At 60.4% G+C, this 16,951-nt stretch carries 14 protein-coding genes; 7 read left to right on the top strand and 7 right to left on the bottom strand.

Annotated elements, in window-relative coordinates; all coding sequences use genetic code 11:
- Nucleotides 1–242: 242 nt before the first annotated feature.
- Nucleotides 243–1,079 carry a tRNA cyclic N6-threonylcarbamoyladenosine(37) synthase TcdA gene (gene tcdA, locus G5134_RS07455; protein ID WP_017781316.1) on the top strand — a complete coding sequence of 279 codons (837 nt, stop codon included), beginning with the start codon at nucleotides 243–245 and terminating at the stop codon, nucleotides 1,077–1,079.
- 21 nt (nucleotides 1,080–1,100) lie between these two features.
- On the opposite strand, the gene G5134_RS07450 is transcribed toward tcdA, so the two are convergent.
- A complete protein-coding gene (locus G5134_RS07450) occupies nucleotides 1,101–1,535 on the bottom strand; it encodes a SufE family protein (protein WP_065018426.1) in 435 nt (144 codons plus the stop codon).
- Nucleotides 1,536–1,547: 12 nt separating this feature from the next.
- On the bottom strand, nucleotides 1,548–2,768 hold the full coding sequence (locus G5134_RS07445; RefSeq protein ID WP_065018427.1) for an aminotransferase class V-fold PLP-dependent enzyme: 1,221 nt from the start codon (nucleotides 2,766–2,768) through the stop codon (nucleotides 1,548–1,550).
- A 165-nt stretch (nucleotides 2,769–2,933) separates the two neighbouring features.
- Here G5134_RS07445 and rep point away from each other — a divergent pair, with 165 nt between their 5' ends.
- Nucleotides 2,934–4,946 (top strand): DNA helicase Rep, encoded by a 2,013-nt coding sequence (rep, locus tag G5134_RS07440; protein ID WP_065018428.1) that lies wholly within the window; start codon nucleotides 2,934–2,936, stop codon nucleotides 4,944–4,946.
- Between the two features lie 10 nt (nucleotides 4,947–4,956).
- Here rep and G5134_RS07435 read toward each other — a convergent pair whose 3' ends face one another.
- The 5 genes from G5134_RS07435 to G5134_RS07415 form a co-directional block, all read right to left on the bottom strand.
- Complete coding sequence (locus G5134_RS07435) at nucleotides 4,957–7,230, bottom strand: putative bifunctional diguanylate cyclase/phosphodiesterase (RefSeq protein ID WP_026141315.1); 2,274 nt, start codon at nucleotides 7,228–7,230, stop codon at nucleotides 4,957–4,959.
- Nucleotides 7,231–7,315: 85 nt separating this feature from the next.
- Nucleotides 7,316–7,771, bottom strand: a complete 456-nt coding sequence (locus G5134_RS07430) for a c-type cytochrome (protein WP_017786998.1) — start codon at nucleotides 7,769–7,771, stop codon at nucleotides 7,316–7,318.
- 200 nt (nucleotides 7,772–7,971) lie between these two features.
- Nucleotides 7,972–9,000, bottom strand: a complete 1,029-nt coding sequence (gene tdh / locus G5134_RS07425; RefSeq protein ID WP_065018429.1) for an L-threonine 3-dehydrogenase — start codon at nucleotides 8,998–9,000, stop codon at nucleotides 7,972–7,974.
- Between the two features lie 56 nt (nucleotides 9,001–9,056).
- Nucleotides 9,057–10,247 carry a glycine C-acetyltransferase gene (locus G5134_RS07420; RefSeq protein WP_017779451.1) on the bottom strand — a complete coding sequence of 397 codons (1,191 nt, stop codon included), beginning with the start codon at nucleotides 10,245–10,247 and terminating at the stop codon, nucleotides 9,057–9,059.
- A gap of 115 nt (nucleotides 10,248–10,362) precedes the next feature.
- Nucleotides 10,363–11,007 (bottom strand): TetR/AcrR family transcriptional regulator, encoded by a 645-nt coding sequence (locus G5134_RS07415; protein ID WP_005306940.1) that lies wholly within the window; start codon nucleotides 11,005–11,007, stop codon nucleotides 10,363–10,365.
- Between the two features lie 154 nt (nucleotides 11,008–11,161).
- On the opposite strand from G5134_RS07415, the gene rfaD reads away from it, so the two are divergent.
- The 5 genes from rfaD (at nucleotide 11,162) to G5134_RS07390 (ending at nucleotide 16,912) form a co-directional block, all read left to right on the top strand.
- Nucleotides 11,162–12,118 (top strand): ADP-glyceromanno-heptose 6-epimerase, encoded by a 957-nt coding sequence (gene rfaD, locus G5134_RS07410; protein ID WP_005306938.1) that lies wholly within the window; start codon nucleotides 11,162–11,164, stop codon nucleotides 12,116–12,118.
- Nucleotides 12,119–12,168: 50 nt separating this feature from the next.
- Nucleotides 12,169–13,932, top strand: coding sequence for a polysaccharide deacetylase family protein (locus G5134_RS07405; RefSeq protein ID WP_065018430.1), 1,764 nt, complete (start codon nucleotides 12,169–12,171; stop codon nucleotides 13,930–13,932).
- Entirely contained in the window at nucleotides 13,933–15,147 is a 1,215-nt protein-coding gene (locus tag G5134_RS07400; protein ID WP_139431130.1) for an O-antigen ligase family protein, read from the top strand. It begins immediately after the preceding gene.
- Nucleotides 15,144–15,809, top strand: a complete 666-nt coding sequence (locus G5134_RS07395; RefSeq protein ID WP_065018431.1) for a glycosyltransferase family 25 protein — start codon at nucleotides 15,144–15,146, stop codon at nucleotides 15,807–15,809. Before G5134_RS07400 ends, G5134_RS07395 begins: the two co-directional genes overlap by 4 nt.
- A gap of 74 nt (nucleotides 15,810–15,883) precedes the next feature.
- Nucleotides 15,884–16,912: a glycosyltransferase family 9 protein gene (locus tag G5134_RS07390; RefSeq protein ID WP_017779453.1), complete on the top strand. Its 1,029-nt coding sequence runs from the start codon at nucleotides 15,884–15,886 to the stop codon at nucleotides 16,910–16,912.
- The last annotated feature ends 39 nt before the right edge of the window (nucleotides 16,913–16,951 follow it).

Here is a 16,951-nt window from a genome sequence, read left to right as displayed (position 1 = left end):
GCGGTAGTTCAGTCGGTTAGAATACCGGCCTGTCACGCCGGGGGTCGCGGGTTCGAGTCCCGTCCGCTCCGCCACTATTTAAGAAGCCCAGTCTAACGACTGGGCTTTTTTTCGTCTCTACGATCTCTTTATCTCATCTCGATTAGCCTGATTTCGTTGCTCCATCCCGTTTCATGTTTATCTGAAATTCGCCGCCGCCCATGGTTGTCGCTATAATGGCCGCCCTCAATCAAGGTGGTGGTATGAAAGCAGAGTATCTACAGCGATTCGGGGGCATTGCCCGTCTTTATGGTCAGAGTGCACTTGGTTCCTTCAGCCAGGCGCGTGTCTGCGTGGTCGGGATCGGCGGCGTCGGCTCCTGGGCGGCAGAGGCGCTGGCCCGTGCCGGCATCAACCAGATCACCCTGATCGACATGGACGACATCTGCATCACCAACACCAACCGCCAGATCCATGCCATGCAGGGCACGGTTGGTCGCCTCAAGACGGAGGTGATGGCCGAGCGCATCCGTGCCATCAACCCGGATTGCGAGGTGATCGAGGTGGATGACTTCGTCACCGCCGACAATCTGGCCGAGCATATCAAGCGAGAGTTTGACTATGTGGTGGATGCCATCGACTCGGTCAAGGCCAAGGTGGCGCTGATTGCCTTCTGCAAGCGCAACAAGATCCCGGTGGTTGTGGCGGGCGGTGCTGGCGGGCAGATGGACCCCACCCGGATCACCGTGGCCGATCTGGCCAAGACCATTCAGGATCCGCTGGCCGCCAAGGTGCGTTCCGACCTGCGCCGGCAGCACAACTTCAGCAAGAATCCGGCGCGCAAGTTCGGGGTGGAGTGTGTCTTCTCAACCGAGCAGCTGAGTTATCCGGACGGCCATGGCGGCACCTGTCAGGCCAAGGCGGCCAGCGACGGCAATATGAAGATGGATTGCGCCTCTGGCTTTGGCGCCGTGACGCCGGTGACGGCCACCTTTGGCTTGGTCGCCGCCTCCCGGGTATTGAAGAAGATTGCCGAACGGGGAGCCCGTGCCGAGCAAGAGGCTGGGAATGAAGACACAGGGTCGATTGGTGAGGCCTGATCGACCACTGAACAAGGCGGGTTAGACGGCCTGTTGCCGGATCGCCAACACGATTGCCCTGAGCCCGTTGCCCCGCGACGGGCTCAGGTGTTTTTCGAGCCCTAGCTCGCTGAAATAGGTATCCATATCGAAAGCCTGGATAGCGTCGGCACTCTGATGATTGAGTGCTGCCAGCACGATGACGATGAGGCCACGCACGATGCGGGCGTCGGAGTCGCAGGCAAAGTGCCAGTTGCCGTCCTCACCCACCTCTCCCTTTAGCCAGGCCTGGCTTTCGCACCCTTTCAGGCGGTTCTCTTCCTGTTGCCACTCTGCGGGCAAGACGGGTAGCAGCTTGCCGAGCTGGATGATGAGGCGGTACTGGTTCTCCCAGCCGTTCGCCGCCGCAAACTGCTGGCGGATGGTATCGGCGTCGGGCTCAAGGCCGATCCGGGTATAGGTTGCGAGGCTGTTCATCGGGTGTCTGCCTTAGAAGAAGTCACTGAGTTTGTGCAGGGCGGCCAGCAGGGCGTCCACATCGTCACGGTTGTTGTAACAGGCCAGCGAGGCTCGCATTGTGCCGCCTATGCCAAGGCTCTCCATCAACGGCATGGCGCAGTGGTGGCCGACCCGCAGGGCGATCCCCTGCATGTCGAGCAGGGTGGCGGCATCCTGCGGGTGGATATCCCTTAGCAGGAAGGAGACTGCGCCGGCACGCTGACCGGGTTCGCCGACCAGACGCAGCCCAGGTATCTGACGCAGGCCGGCGACCAGGTAGTCGGTCAGCACCGCTTCATGGCTGGCTAATGCCCCCCTGTCTTGCTCCATCACAAAATCGATGGCGGCAGCCAGGCCGATGGCACCGGCGATATGGGGGGTGCCCGCCTCGAACTTGAAGGGCAGGGTATTGAAGGTGGTGCCACCGAAACTGACCCTGTCGATCATCTCGCCACCGGCCTGCCAGGGAGGCATCCGCTCCAGCAGTTCGGTGCGCCCCCACAGCACGCCGATACCGGTCGGGCCGTAGAGCTTGTGGCCGGAGAAGGCGTAGAAGTCGCAGCCGATGGCCTGCACATCTACCTCCAGGTGAGCCACTGCCTGGGCACCGTCGATCAGGGTCAGGGCACCGACCGCCTTGGCGGCTGCCACTATCTGCTCAACTGGATTGACGGTACCGAGGGCATTGGAGACGTGGGCCACGCTCACCAGTCGGGTACGTGGTCCCAGCATGGCCAGATAGGCGGCTATGTCGAGATCGCCCCGCTCATCGAGGGGGACGACCCGGATGACGGCGCCGGTGCGCTGGGAGACCAGCTGCCAGGGGACGATATTGGCGTGGTGTTCCAGGGTGCTGAGGATGATTTCGTCTCCCGCCTTGAACTCGCTCATTCCCCAGCTCTGGGCCACCAGGTTGATCGCCTCCGTGGTGCCACGGGTCCAGATCACCTCGTGGCTGCGAGGGGCATTGATAAAGCGGGCGACAGTCTCGCGGGCATCTTCGAAGGCCCGGGTGGCCCGGCCGCTCAGGGCGTGGGCGGCACGGTGCACGTTGGCGTTGTCGGCCCGATAGTAGTGATTGATCGCATCCAGCACGGCTTTCGGCTTCTGGGTGGTTGCGGCATTGTCCAGATAGACCAGCGGGTGGCCGTTGACCTCCTGCGCCAAGGCCGGAAACTGGCTGCGCAGCCGGTCGTGCTGTTGCTGGTTCATGCTCCCCTCACTGTCTGGAAAAGTGGTCATCATCTCGAAAAGTCGGTCATGATCCTGAAAACCGCCGCCGAACACAAGGCATCTGGCGAGCTATTGCTCGATGGGGCTGGCCGGGTGATTTCTGTTACAATGCCGCCCCTCATCATAAGCCAAGAGATCCGGCCCATGAAGCTCAACCCCAATCAGAACGAAGCGGTCAAGTATGTCTCCGGCCCTTGCCTGGTGCTGGCGGGTGCCGGATCGGGCAAGACCCGCGTCATCACCAACAAGATTGCCTATCTGGTGCAGCAGTGCGGCTACAACGCGCGCAACATAGCGGCGGTCACCTTTACCAACAAGGCGGCGCGGGAGATGAAGGAGCGGGTCGGCCAGACCCTGGGTCGCAAGGAGGCGCGGGGGCTGATGGTCTCCACCTTCCATACCCTGGGGCTCGAGATAATTCGCCGCGAGCACAAGAGCCTGAATCTCAAGGCCAATTTTTCCCTGTTCGACGATACCGATCAGTTGGCGCTGCTCAAGGAGCTGACCGAGGCGGAGCTCGACAACGACAAGGACAAGCTCTCGGCCCTCATCAGCCAGATCTCCAACTGGAAGAACGACCTCATCCTGCCTGCCCGCGCCATGCGCATCGCCCGCGGGCCTGAAGAGGTGCTGATGGCCCAGCTCTACGAGCGTTATCACCGCCAGATGGTGGCCTACAACGCCCTAGATTTCGACGACCTCATCGTGATGCCGACCCTGCTGCTCAAGAGCAACGAGGAAGTGCGCACCCGCTGGCAGAACAAGATCCGCTATCTGCTGGTCGATGAATACCAGGACACCAACACCAGCCAGTACGAGCTGGTGAAGCAGATCGTCGGCGAGCGGGCCCGCTTCACCGTAGTGGGAGACGACGACCAGTCCATCTACTCCTGGCGCGGTGCCAAGCCACAGAACCTGGTGCTGCTGAACGAGGACTTCCCCAATCTGCGGCTCATCAAGCTGGAGCAGAACTACCGCTCCAAGCGGCGCATCCTCAAGTGCGCCAACATCCTGATCGCCAACAACCCCCACGTCTACGACAAGGCCCTCTTCTCCGAGCTGGACGAGGGGGTGAAGCTCAAGGTGCTGTTTGCCAAGAACGAGGAGCACGAGGCGGAGCGCATCGCCGCCGAGCTGATGGGTCACAAGTTCATGAATCGCACCCGCTTCAAGGATTACGCCATCCTCTACCGGGGCAACCATCAGTCGCGCATCTTCGAGAAGGCGCTGATGACCAACCGCATTCCCTACCGTATCTCGGGGGGCACTTCCTTCTTCTCCCGCACCGAGATCAAGGACATCATGGCCTACCTCAAGTTGCTGGTGAATCCGGACGAGGACACCGCCTTCCTGCGGGTAGTGAATCTGCCGCGGCGCGAAATCGGCCCCACCACGCTCGAAAAACTGGGCCAATACGCCAACCAGCGTGGCAAGAGCTTGTTTGCTGCCAGCTTCGAGCTGGGGCTGGAGCAGCACCTCTCCGGCCGCGGCCTCACCGCCCTGCAGGCTTTCACCAACTGGCTGGTACGGCTCGGTGATCAGGCGCTGCGCGGCAATCCGGTGGAGGCGGTGCGGGACATGATCAAGGAGATCCACTACGAGGAGTGGCTCTACGAGACCTCCCCCAGCCCGAAGGCGGCCGAGATGCGGATGCAGAACGTCTCCACCCTCTATCGCTGGATCAGCGAGATGCTGGAGGGGGACGAGCTGGAAGAGTCGATGACGCTCGCCCAGGTGGTCACACGCCTCACCTTGCGGGACATGATGGAGCGCAACGAGGGAGAGGATGAAGCCGATCAGGTACAGCTGATGACATTGCACGCCTCCAAGGGGCTGGAGTTCCCCTATGTCTACATGGTGGGTATGGAGGAGGGGCTGCTGCCGCACCAGACCAGCATCGACGAGGACAACGTGGAGGAGGAGCGGCGCCTCGCCTACGTGGGGATCACCCGGGCCCAGACCGAGCTGACCTTCACCCTCTGCAAGGAGCGGCGCCAGTTTGGCGAGTCAGTGCGGCCGGAGCCGAGCCGCTTCCTGCTGGAACTGCCGCAGGATGACCTGGAGTGGGAAAACCAGAAGAAGGTGAGTGCGGAGGAGCGTCAGCAGAAGGGGCAGATGGCGGTAGCCAATCTGCGCGCCATGTTCAAGAAGGATTGAGTCGCTCCGCTTATTTGCTCTGGGTCAGCAGGGGTGTGATGTCGGCGCCCGGCATGGGTGGTGAAATGTAGCGCCCCTGGCCCATCAGGCAGCCCAGGTCGATCAGCTTCTGCAGTTGCTGCTGGTTCTCTATCCCTTCCACCACCAGGGTGAAGTCCAGATCCTGGCAGATGTCGCGCATGGCGCGAATTAGCGCCAGATCCTTGGGAGATTGCAACATGCGATGGGTAAAGCTGTCATCCACCTTGATGTAGTCTACCGGGAAGTGGAACAGGGCATTGAGGGAAGAGAAGCCAGTACCGAAATCATCCAGGCTGATCTGGATGCCCTTGGCCCTCAGCTCGTGCAGTGAGGTGAGGGCATCGGAATCCTGCCGTGACAGTTCCCGTTCGTTGAATTCGAAAATCAGATAGCCGGGGGAGATCCCTTCGGATTCGATGATCTCGACCAGTTGCATGATCTGTTCATGGCTGACCAGATGTTTGCCGGACAGGTTGATGGCCACCTTGAACTTGCTCTGGCCGGAGAGCGGCAGCCACTCTTTTAGCTGCTGGCAGGTGTGGCGCAGGATCTGGTAATCCAGCTCCTGGATGAGGCCACACTGCTCCGCCAGCGGGATGAAGTCGAATGCGTCCTTGAGTACCCCCTCTTCGGTGATCCAGCGTGCCATGACCTCCAGCCCGGTCAGGCGGCTGTCCTTGAGCCGGATCACCGGCTGGAAATAGGGCACGATGCGGCCTGCCCGCAGCGCTCTGGCCAGCATCTCTTCCGGCGAGGCCCAGGTCTGGGCCGAGCACTCTTCCGAATAGCTGACGATGCGGCTGCGACCGTTGCGCTTGGCCTGGTACATGGCCAGATCGGCCTGATGCAGGAGCTGGCTGATGTCGGATGTCTGTTCCGACACGCTGGCGACCCCGAGACTCACCGTGATGCCGAGTTCGTTGCCCATCAGCCGGAAGGGATAGGAGAGGCGGCTGATGATGCGGTTGAGCACCGGGCTGATATCTTCCTCGGTCTTGCTGCTGTCCAGATAGATGACGAACTCGTCCCCCCCCAGCCTTGCCACCATGTCGTTTTGTCGTATGCAGGTTTGCAGGCGGCGGCTCATCTCCTTGAGCAGCTGGTCGCCGGCGCTATGGCCGAGAGTGTCGTTGACCTGCTTGAAGTGGTCCACATCGATGAAGATCAGCGAAAACCCGGGCGACTTGTAGCGGTGAAAGTGGGTCATGGCGTGGTTGAGGTGGTTCATCAACAGTGCCCGGTTGGGTAGCTGGGTCAGCGGGTCGTGCAGGGCATCGAATTGCAGTCGGCGTTCCAGCTCCTGGTGCTGCTTCAACTGCTTCTGCAGTCTGAGGTTGGTCTGGCGCAACTGCTGCAGCCGCTGGTTGATGGAGTCTTCCGAGTTGATGTCGTGGAGCTGCTGGCGGATCCGTCTCAGCTCCAGCAGCAGAGTCAGCTGGCTGCGCAGGAAGTCGAGAAACAGCCGGTCGTCGGTTTCCAGCGGCTGCTGCAGGCTGATGAGGAAGTGGGCGAAGTACTGCTGCTGGAGACGCAGCGGCTGGCTGTACCAGTAAAGCTGCTCCTTGTGCTGCTCAATGTTGTTGGTGCTGTGGCAGAGCCCGGTGATGAATTCGTCGCTGTGGTGGGGCAGTTCCGGGTAGATCTTCTCGAGCCGGTGGCTGTCGATACGTACCAGCAGCATGTCCTGAATGGCGAGCATCTGGCGCAACACAGCCTCGAGCTGGGAGAAGAGCGCCTGGCTGGGCAGGGTGTTGGCCAGCCGGATGATGCGGTTGATGCTCTCGATCTTTCTCTGCCAGTCCGGATCCTTGCGAATGAGCGGCGAGGCCAGCTCTGACAGCTGGGAGCCAGCCTGGGTCTCGTTCAGCCGTTTGGCCAGGCACTCCAGCAACAGGCGCAGTGTCGGCAGCTCCTTGGGCTGGCAGCAGGCCAGCAACCACTGGATCTGACCGTGTTCGACCGGCAGGGTGCACCAACCCTCGGCTTCGTCCAGCTGGGTCAGTTGATCCGTGATGCGTGACTCTTCCAGCCCCAGCTGCAATTTGAAACTGTCGGGGACCTGGTATTCACACACCCAGTGCAGTCCGGCTTCCGACAGGCCGAGCATGCCGAAATGTTGCAACGGGCAGAGCTGGTTCAGCTGCTGGATCAGGGTGTCGTAATCTTTGGCTGTGGCGACGGAGGGGGCGGGGAAATCCATAATAGCGGAAACCAACGCCAGCAAGGGAGTCGAGTAATGTGGTGCTGTGGGTTGCGCTGACATGAGTGACTCCCGATTTATCTACCCTTCAAAGAGTAGTCGGAAGTCATCAGATTGAAAGGGCCGCATATGCGGCCCTTTCAATCACTTAGAGCTTGTCGATCATGTAGTGAATGGCGTTTTCGATCTCTTCATCGCTACAGGTGGCGCAAGTCCCTCTGGGGGGCATGACGCCGGTCTTGCCTGCGAAGCCGGCAATGGCATGTTTCTTAAGCGTTTCAATGCCTTGTGCGATACGAGGCTCCCAGGCAGCCTTGTCGCCGCGCTTGGGCGCGCCGGCGATGCCGGCATCGTGACAGGCGAAGCAGGCGCCCTTGAACACGGCTTCTCCGTCGCGCGGGCCGGATGACGCGGCCGCCGCAGGGGCTGCGCCTGCGGTCGCAATCCCTTCCAGATCCTTGGCGGTGTAGACCTGACCGACAGGCTTGATGCGCTCGGCAATGGCCTCCGGCGACATATCATCGGCAGCCAGCACGGCACCGGACAAACTGGCGGCCGTCATCCCGACCGCCAGCAAATAGCTCAGTTTTTTCAACACGCTCATGTACTCCCAGCAGGCTTTTATTATCCCTAGAAAACGACTGGATTATAACCGAATAGTTACAGCCATTTAAACGCTTGTGTGTGAAGTGTTAAGCACTCTGCGTGCAAAGTTTCTTCGTCGGATCACAAACTGGCGAGGCCGGCCTGCAAAAAAGAAACCCGGTTTTCACCGGGTTTCATCTGATTGAAGTGCTGAAAGGCTTATTTGTCCCAGCTGAGGATCACCTTGCCGGACTGGCCGGAGCGCATGGCATCGAAGCCCTGTTGGAAGTCATCGATGTGGAAGCGGTGGGTGATGATGGGGGAGAGATCGAGCCCGGACTGGATGAGGCTCGCCATCTTGTACCAGGTTTCGAACATCTCGCGGCCGTAAATCCCCTTGATGAACAGTCCCTTGAAGATCACCTTGCCCCAGTCGATGGCCATGGTGGCGGGGGGAATGCCGAGCATGGCGATTTTGCCGCCGTGGTTCATCTTGTCGATCATGTCCTGGAAGGCGGAGGGGACGCCGGACATCTCCAGCCCCACGTCGAACCCCTCGGTCATGCCAAGCTCGCTCATCACGTCGGAGAGCTGCTCCTTGGCCACGTTGACGGCGCGGGTGGCGCCCATCTTGCGGGCCAGCTCGAGCCGGTACTCGTTGACGTCGGTGATCACCACGTGACGGGCGCCCACATGGCGGCAGACGGCGGCAGCCATGATGCCGATGGGGCCGGCGCCGGTGATCAGCACGTCTTCACCCACCAGGTCGAAGGAGAGGGCGGTGTGCACCGCGTTGCCGAACGGATCGAAGATGGCGGCCAGCTCATCCGGGATGTTGTCCGGCAGCTTGAAGGCGTTGAAGGCCGGGATCACCAGGTACTCGGCAAAGGCGCCGGGGCGGTTGACGCCGACGCCTATGGTGTTGCGGCACAGGTGGGTGCGGCCGGCACGGCAGTTGCGGCAGTGGCCACAGGTGATGTGGCCTTCGCCGGAGACCCGGTCACCGACCGCGAAGCCGCGCACTTCCTGGCCCACGGCAACGACTTCACCGACGTATTCGTGGCCGACCACCATGGGCACCGGGATGGTCTTCTGCGACCACTCGTCCCAGTTGTAGATGTGGATATCGGTGCCACAGATGGCGGTCTTGCGGATCTTGATCAGCAGGTCGTTGTGGCCCAGTTCGGGGGCCGGTACGTCCGTCATCCAGATGCCGGCTTCTTTGTGCAGTTTGGAGAGTGCTTTCATGGTTGTTCCTTCACGATGAACGCAGAAAAAAGGGGCGCCGGGCCCCTTGATTCAAATCAGATGATGCCGAGTTCACGGCCGATGCGAATGAAGGCATCGATGGCCTGGTCCAGCTGTTCGCGGGTATGGGCGGCGGACATCTGGGTGCGGATGCGGGCCTGGCCCTTGGGCACGACCGGGAAGGAGAAGCCCACCACATAGATGCCGGCGGCCAGCATGCGGCTCGCCATCTCGGCTGCCAGCTTGGCATCTCCCAGCATCACCGGGATGATGGCGTGATCGGCGCCGGCCAGGGTAAAGCCGGCGGCGCTCATCCGCTCGCGGAAGTACTGGCTGTTCTCCTTCAGGCGGGCACGTAGGTCGTGGCCATCGGCCAGCATGTCGATCACCTTGATGGTGGCGGCGACGATGGAGGGTGCCAGCGAGTTGGAGAAGAGATAGGGGCGGGAGCGCTGACGCAACCAGTCGATCACCTCTTTCTTGCCGGAGGTGTAACCGCCGGAGGCGCCGCCGAGCGCCTTGCCCAGGGTGCCGGTGATGATGTCGACCCGCTCCATCACGCCACAATATTCGTGGGTGCCGCGGCCGTTCTCGCCGATGAAGCCGACGGCATGGGAGTCATCCACCATCACCAGCGCATCGTACTTGTCAGCCAGATCGCAGATGGATTTGAGGTCGGCGATGACGCCATCCATGGAGAAGACGCCGTCGGTGGCGATCAGCTTGAAGCGGGCACCATCGGCATTGGCCTGCTTGAGCTGGGCTTCCAGCTCGGCCATGTCATTGTTGGCGTAGCGATAGCGCCTGGCCTTGCACAACCGCACCCCATCGATGATGGAGGCGTGGTTGAGGGCATCGGAGATGATGGCGTCTTCGGCGCCGAACAGCGTCTCGAACAGACCGCCGTTGGCATCGAAGCAGGAAGAGTAGAGGATGGTGTCTTCGGTGCCGAGGAAGGCTGACAGCTTCTGCTCCAGCGCCTTGTGCTGATCCTGGGTGCCGCAGATGAAACGGACCGAGGCCATGCCGAAGCCGTGGCTGTCCAGCCCCTGGTGGGCCGCTTCGATCAGATCGGGGTGGTTGGCCAGCCCCAGATAGTTGTTGGCACAGAAGTTCAGCACCTGCTCGCCGCCCACCGCAATCCGGGCCTGCTGGGCCGAGGTGATGACGCGTTCCTGCTTGTACAATCCTTCAGCCTGGACCTGCTCAAGCTGCTCGGTCAGGTGACGATAGAATCCGTTAGACATCCTCGATCCTCATTGGCTATTTCAGCTGCGTATCAACAGAGGACGACATTTTACTGCAATCTGTTGCGGCGAATTCAAATTATTGTGCTGATGTTCAACAAATGTGAAACAGATCTCACCCAGCTGGTTGGGCCAGTTGACGGTAATGCTGCTCCAGCTGGCGGATCTGTTCGGCCACCTGCGGCTGCACATAGGGGCGCAGCAGAAACAGCACCCGCAAGACGCCCTGATAGAGCAGTGGCTTGGTGATGCGGGTGCTGGGAGCCTGGGCGATCTGGAACGGGATCCAGCAGGTCACCACCATCTTGATGGTCTGGCCCAGATCCGGCAGATCCTCGTCGCTGACGTCTATGATGCCGCCCTCGCGCAGGCTTCTGAGCAGGGCCACCACGGCGGCGCGTAGCTGCTCCTGGGCCTTGAGGTACTTCTGCTGCAGCGGCTCGTCGCGACTGAGAATGTCCGGCAGGTTGGCGTAGAAAAAGCGGAACTGCCACATCAGATAGAAGATGGCATCCAGATAGCCCATCAGGTTTTCCAGCTTGATCTCGTCGCTGCGGGCCGGTGTGAAGCTCTCGCTCAGGTGACGGGCGTACTGGTCGAAGATGGAGTGGATGATGTCTTCTTTATTGCGGAAGTGGTAATAGAGGTTGCCCGGGCTGATGCCGAGGTGGGCGGCAATGTGGTTGGTGGTGATGTTGCGCTCACCCTGATCGTTGAACAGCTCGGTGGCGCTGTGAATGATCCTGTCTCTGGTTTTCATCGCTGCTCCCTCTGCCGGGTCCCGGGGGCGATCTCGTCAAGGTCGAATCCCCCTGCGGCCCGTGATAAACTTTTCGGCAATTTTAAATTGGCTCACTATACACAGCTTTAACAGGCAGTCACATGTGACCATCAACGTACGCGAGGCAAACTCCATGATCGTAGTAACTGGCGGTGCTGGCTTTATCGGCAGCAATCTGGTCAAGCAGCTGAACGCTCAAGGACGGACCGACATCGTGGTCATCGATGATCTGACCGACGGCACCAAGTTCGTCAATCTGGTCGATCTGACCATTGCCGATTACATGGATAAGGATGAGTTCCAGGCGCGGATCGTCTCCGGTGACGAGTTTGAAGAGTGGGACGGCATCGAGGTGATCTTCCACGAAGGTGCCTGCTCCGCCACCACCGAGTGGAACGGCAAGTTCATCATGGAGGTCAACTACGAGTACTCCAAGGATCTGTTCCACTACTGCATCGAGCGGGAAATTCCGTTCATCTACGCCTCTTCCGCCGCGACCTACGGCGGGCGCAACGACAACTTCATCGAAGATCCCAAGTTCGAGCAGCCGCTCAACGTCTACGGCTACTCCAAGCAGCTGTTCGACCAGTATGTGCGCCGCTGGATGCCGGAGATCAACTCTCAGGTAGTCGGCCTCAAGTACTTCAACGTCTATGGCCCGCGCGAGCAGCACAAGGGCTCCATGGCCTCGGTTGCCTTCCACCTCAACACCCAGGTGAAGAAGGGCGAGAATCCCAAGCTGTTCGAAGGCTGCGACGGTTTCCCCAACGGCGGTCAGATGCGCGACTTCATCTATGTGGATGACGTCTGCAAGGTGAACCTCTGGTTCTGGCAGAATCCGCAGCACTCCGGCATCTTCAACTGCGGTACTGGTCGTGCCGAGCCGTTCCAGAACGTGGCCGAGGCGGTGATCAAGCATCACCAGAAAGGCGCCGTCGAGTATATTCCCTTCCCGGATCACCTCAAGGGCCGCTATCAGAGCTTCACCCAGGCGGACATGACCAAGCTGCGCGGTGTCGGCTATGACGCCGAGTTCAAGACAGTGGCCGAAGGCGTGGCCGACTACATGGCCTGGTTGAACCGGGCTTGATCCCCCTCTGACGGGTGGCTGCTGGCCACCCGTCGTTCGGATACCCTCCCATGAATATATTGATGGCACTCTCCCAGCTCGAAGTGACGGGCGCTGAGGTCTATGCCACCACGGTCGGTAACGAATTGACCCGGCGTGGCCACCAGGTTTTCTATGTATCGGACACTCTGACCAAGCCCACGCTGGGCCAGGTATTCAAGCTGCGATTCAACAAGCGCAGCATACTGCGCCGCTTCTGGCACGTGTTTTACCTCGTCTACCTCATCAAGAAGCATCATATCCAGTTGGTGCATGCCCACTCGCGCGCCTCCGGCTGGAGCAGCTATGTGGCCTGCAAGCTGACCGGCACTCCCATGATCACCACGGTACACGGGCGCCAGCCGGTGCATGCCTCCCGCAAGGCCTTTCATGCCCTCGGTTTTCGGGCGGTGGCGGTGTGCGAAGATATCGCCAGCCAGATCATCGACAACCTGGGGGTGGATCCGGCCATCGTACAGGTGCTGCGCAACGGCATCGAGACCGACAAGTTCCAGCCCGTGCCGGCTCCGGACAACGCCAAGCCGGTGATCGCCATCATAGGTCGGCTCAGCGGCCCCAAGGGGGAGCTCTGCTACCGGTTGCTGGATGAAGTGCTGGATCTGGATGCCTGCCAGGTGAAGGTGGTGAGTGGCAGCCAGCTGCCCGAGCGCTTCGTGCGTTTTCGTGACCGGGTCGATTTCGTCGGTTACGTGGAGGATGTCCCTGCCCTGATGGCGCAATGCGATCTGGTGATCGGTGCCGGTCGGGTAGCGATGGAGGCCCTGTTGTGCGGTCGCCCGGCGTTTGCCATCGGCGAGGCCAAAGCCATCGGCCTGGTGACCGGGCAGAATCTGGACGAGGCGCTGGCCAGCAACTTCGGCGACATAGGCCCCAGGGATCTGGCTATCGATTTTTCCGCGCTGAAGACGCAGATTGCCCCGGCCCTGGCCAGCGGCAGCGTCTCCGACGTTATCCGTCAGCGCATTCAGGCCGAGTATGGCTTGGCGGGAGTCGTCTCCGGGCTGGAGTCAATCTATCAGGATGCGGTGGTCGAAACCCTGCGCCGCGAGATGCCGGTCATCATGTACCACCGCTTCATCGAGCACGAGAGCGAGAAGGGGGTGCACGGTACCTGGATGCCGATCGCCATGTTCGAGAAGCACCTGCGCCTGATGAAGTGGCTGGGTTATGAGACCCTGACCTTTCGCGACCTGGCGGACAAGGGGTTCATCCATCGTCTGCAATACGGCAAGAGATACCTGATGATCACGGCTGACGACGGCTATCAGGACAACCTGACCCGCATGCTGCCGCTGCTGGAAAAATATGGTTACAAAGCCGTGGTATACGTGGTCACGGGGGAAGGGTATAACCGCTGGGACGTGGAGCAGGCGAGCAACCCGGACACCCGGGTGGATCTGATGAATGGCGAGCAGCTCAAGGCGCTGGTGGCCTCCGGCCATGTGGAGATCGGCGGCCATACCCTGACCCACCCCAGGTTGAGCAAGCTTGCACCCGAGCAGCAAGCCCATGAAATACAAGAGAACAAGCGGCAACTCGAGACTCTGCTTGGCCACCCTTTGCTGTCGTTCGCCTACCCTTATGGGGATATGGATGAGAGCGCCAAGGCGCAGGCGATGGCGGCGGGCTACCGTTTTGCCGTGGCCACCAACAGCGGGCCAAGAGGCATGCACCAGGACCCTTTCCGGATCCGCCGCATCGCCATCTTCCCGCGTACCGATGTGTTTGGCCTGTGGCGCAAGATCCGGGGTAACTATGTCTTCAGGAAATCGTGATTGATGCTCAGCAGAAGCCTCGTTTTGCTCGATAAGGTGACGACAGCCCTGTTCGGACTGACCATCATCTTTGCCTTTTGCGGCCTGTTTCTGGTGCCAGCCGGCCAGAGCATGCAGTCCAACCTGCTGGCGGTGACCGGGATCTTCGGTCTGTTGAACTACTTTGTCGGCAAGCAGCGGGATGTTGGGCTCAGGGATCGACGGATTCTCTGGGGCCTGCTGGTGTACGCCGTCATGATCTTCGTGAACCGGTTGATCCATGGCGATCAGTACGGGGTGATGCGAGGGCTGTTTTATGTCGCTGTCTTCGCGCTGATGATGCCGCGCAAACCCGTGCTGCTGATGCTGGGGTACCTGGCCATCGTGCTGGGTGGCGTCGGGCTCGGGATCCTCAGCTTCTGGCAGTACCATCACGGTATCGTCAGGGTGGAGGGGTTCACCAATGCCATTCTCTTCTCGCAGGCGGCACTTGCCCTGGCGATTCTCAACTGGTTTGTCTTTCAGCAGGGGCAACTGGCCGCCTGGCTGAGAGGGGGGGCTCTGGTTGGCCTGCTCGCTGCCCTGTTTGCGCTGTATCTCTCCCAGAGTCGGGGGGTCTGGCTCGCCTTCGGGATCATTCTCGCCTACGTCATCTGCTACAAGGCCTACTTCAAACCCTGGAAATACATTGCCGTCGCCGTGCTCTGCATGGCCACGACAGGTGCCATCTATCAGGCCAATCAATTGGTACAGGAGCGGGTTGCCGAAGCCGTGTCGGACCTTCAATCGGCAGAGAATGGCTCTTATGAGTCATCCTGGGGCCTGCGGGTGATTGCCTGGCAGAGCGCCTGGCTGGGCTTTCTGGATTCGCCGGTCGTCGGGGTGGGTACCGATGGCTTTGATGCGCTGAAGCAGACTCAGGTCAACAATCATCAGATTTCCCAACTGATTTTGCATCCGTCGCTGGCCCATTCCCATAACCAGTACATGCAGAACCTGGTGATCCGGGGTGGCATCGGCTTTGTCGCACTGCTGGTTTTTCTGGGATGGCCTCTCTACCTTGCCGCGACCAACATCAGCAAGATTTCCGCCGGGGTGCTGGTGCCGCTGGCGTTTTCAGTTAATTCATTGAGTGATGTGCCGTTTGAGCATCAAGGGGTGCTCTATCTGTACACGCTCAGCCTGGTTTTCATCTGGTTTGCCCATGAGTTGAAAAAGGATACCCGTACGTCATGATTCCAGTTTTTGTCATCAGTCTGGCTCGCAGCGTTGAGCGACGGGCGATGGTTGTTCAGCAGATGGCGCATTTGGGCATCGATTTCGAATTTGTAGACGCAACCGACGGGAAGGCGTTGAGCAGTGCCGAACTGACCAAGGTGGATTTTGAACTGGCCAAGGAGGTGTGCGGCCATGCGCTGAGCTTTGGCGAGATAGGTTGTGCCATGAGCCATATCCGGCTTTATGAGCGCATCGTTGCCGAGGGCATTGAACGCTGCGTGGTGCTGGAGGATGACATCTACCTGCACATGCACAGCAAGGCCATCATCGAGGCCATAGTGCACTCCTGCAAATCGGAAATCGTCTTCCTGCACCATGGCAAAGCCAAACGCTGGCCGTTCCTGTCATCCCTGCCGGGTGGTTATCGACTCGCCAGATACCTGACCCCCAGCCGCACCTCCAAACGAGGTGTGCTCTCTACCGCAGGGTATGTGCTGAGTCTGACCGGGGCCAAGAAGCTGTTGCAGTGCGCCTATCCGCTGCGGATGCCTTCCGACTATCTGACCGGCCGCCTGCAGCTCAACGGCCTGACCGCATCCGGGGTGGAACCCAGCTGTCTGGATGTGGATCTGTTCACCACCACCATAGATGACAGGGCCTACGGCCACTATCTGAAATAGGGCGGAGTGTGCCGACGGCGGGTCGGCACCCTGCGGGCCTTGCCAAAGCAGCGGCCACACATGCTGGATGACCCATGAACCTCAAAAAGTTGCTTACCCATTCCATTGCCAGATGGCTGATTGGCAGAGAGCCTGACGCCGCCCCATGCCCTGCCGGAGCGCAGGTGGAGAGAGTGCTGGTGGTCGGTTATGACGCCATCGGCGACTTCATTCTTACCCTGCCCGCCATCGCTCGGCTCAGGGAGATGTACCCCGCCGCGCGGCTCGAGCTGGTGTGCAGCCGGCGCAACCAGCTGCTGGCGGCATCGGTCGCCGGGATCGACGAATGTCACGTGATCACCCTCAACGACACCCTGTTGCCGGCGAGCATGTGGTGCAAGCTGCGTGAACTCAGGCAGCGGCGATATGACCTGGTGATCAATCTGTTTGACGAGCCTGACGATATCGCCATGGCCAAGTTGCTGTTGCTGGCCAACGGGCGCTTGCAGTCGTTGCCCCTGCGCTTCAAGAGCGAAGGGCAGCAGAAGTTGCTGCCGCTGTTCAACAAGAAGGCCACCATAGTGTCGTCACGTCCCAACCGGGATCACTTCGTCTATCGCATGCTCAGCGTGACCGGCGAGCAGACCGGGATGCCGGTCACCATACCGTCGCCCTGCAATGAACAGCTGGATACCCGTGCGTATGGCCGTTATCTGCTGGTCAACCTGACGGGTAGCCAGGTCGGCAACTCGATGACGGAGGCGCAGATTGACGGCATCCTGGCGCAGTTGCCTGCCTATGAGGGGATCTCCTACCTGGTCTTCTCCAGGCAGCCAGTGGCCTGTTCGCGGCAAGACATGAGAGCGCTGTTTCCCGACACCATTCTCGATGCCGCCAAGATCATCAAGGATGCGCGAGGGGTCATCTCCACCGATACCTCCATCATCCATATCTCCTCTTCCTTCGGGGTGCCCACCCTGGTGTTGATGAACAACGAGCGCTGGCGCGATGCCTTCATCCCGCTGGCGGGCCGCAACATAGTGCTGAGGTCGACCACGGATCAGCTGGCGGCCCTGTCGCCGGCCGAGATCAGCCGTCAGGTCGATGCCCTGATGGCGCTCTAGCCGCGTCAGGCTGGTATTATCCTTCTCCCAATTCAACGG

This window comes from Aeromonas sp. 600276, assembly GCF_049175815.1.
GTDB lineage: Bacteria > Pseudomonadota > Gammaproteobacteria > Enterobacterales > Aeromonadaceae > Aeromonas > Aeromonas dhakensis.
The sequence above is the reverse complement of the archived record's forward strand: the minus strand, read 5'-3'. Positions and strand labels throughout refer to the sequence as shown.

Bases quoted from the DNA above. Each gene is read 5' to 3' on its own strand.
- G5134_RS07405 (WP_065018430.1), top strand. From the start codon at position 12,169: ATGAATATATTGATGGCACTCTCCCAGCTCGAAGTGACGGGCGCTGAG.
- G5134_RS07450 (WP_065018426.1), bottom strand. From the start codon at position 1,535: ATGAACAGCCTCGCAACCTATACCCGGATCGGCCTTGAGCCCGACGCC.
- tdh (WP_065018429.1), bottom strand. From the start codon at position 9,000: ATGAAAGCACTCTCCAAACTGCACAAAGAAGCCGGCATCTGGATGACG.
- G5134_RS07415 (WP_005306940.1), bottom strand. From the start codon at position 11,007: ATGAAAACCAGAGACAGGATCATTCACAGCGCCACCGAGCTGTTCAAC.
- tcdA (WP_017781316.1), top strand. From the start codon at position 243: ATGAAAGCAGAGTATCTACAGCGATTCGGGGGCATTGCCCGTCTTTAT.
- rfaD (WP_005306938.1), top strand. From the start codon at position 11,162: ATGATCGTAGTAACTGGCGGTGCTGGCTTTATCGGCAGCAATCTGGTC.
- G5134_RS07420 (WP_017779451.1), bottom strand. From the start codon at position 10,247: ATGTCTAACGGATTCTATCGTCACCTGACCGAGCAGCTTGAGCAGGTC.
- G5134_RS07395 (WP_065018431.1), top strand. From the start codon at position 15,144: ATGATTCCAGTTTTTGTCATCAGTCTGGCTCGCAGCGTTGAGCGACGG.
- G5134_RS07445 (WP_065018427.1), bottom strand. From the start codon at position 2,768: ATGAACCAGCAACAGCACGACCGGCTGCGCAGCCAGTTTCCGGCCTTG.
- G5134_RS07430 (WP_017786998.1), bottom strand. From the start codon at position 7,771: ATGAGCGTGTTGAAAAAACTGAGCTATTTGCTGGCGGTCGGGATGACG.
- G5134_RS07390 (WP_017779453.1), top strand. From the start codon at position 15,884: ATGAACCTCAAAAAGTTGCTTACCCATTCCATTGCCAGATGGCTGATT.
- rep (WP_065018428.1), top strand. From the start codon at position 2,934: ATGAAGCTCAACCCCAATCAGAACGAAGCGGTCAAGTATGTCTCCGGC.
- G5134_RS07435 (WP_026141315.1), bottom strand. From the start codon at position 7,230: ATGTCAGCGCAACCCACAGCACCACATTACTCGACTCCCTTGCTGGCG.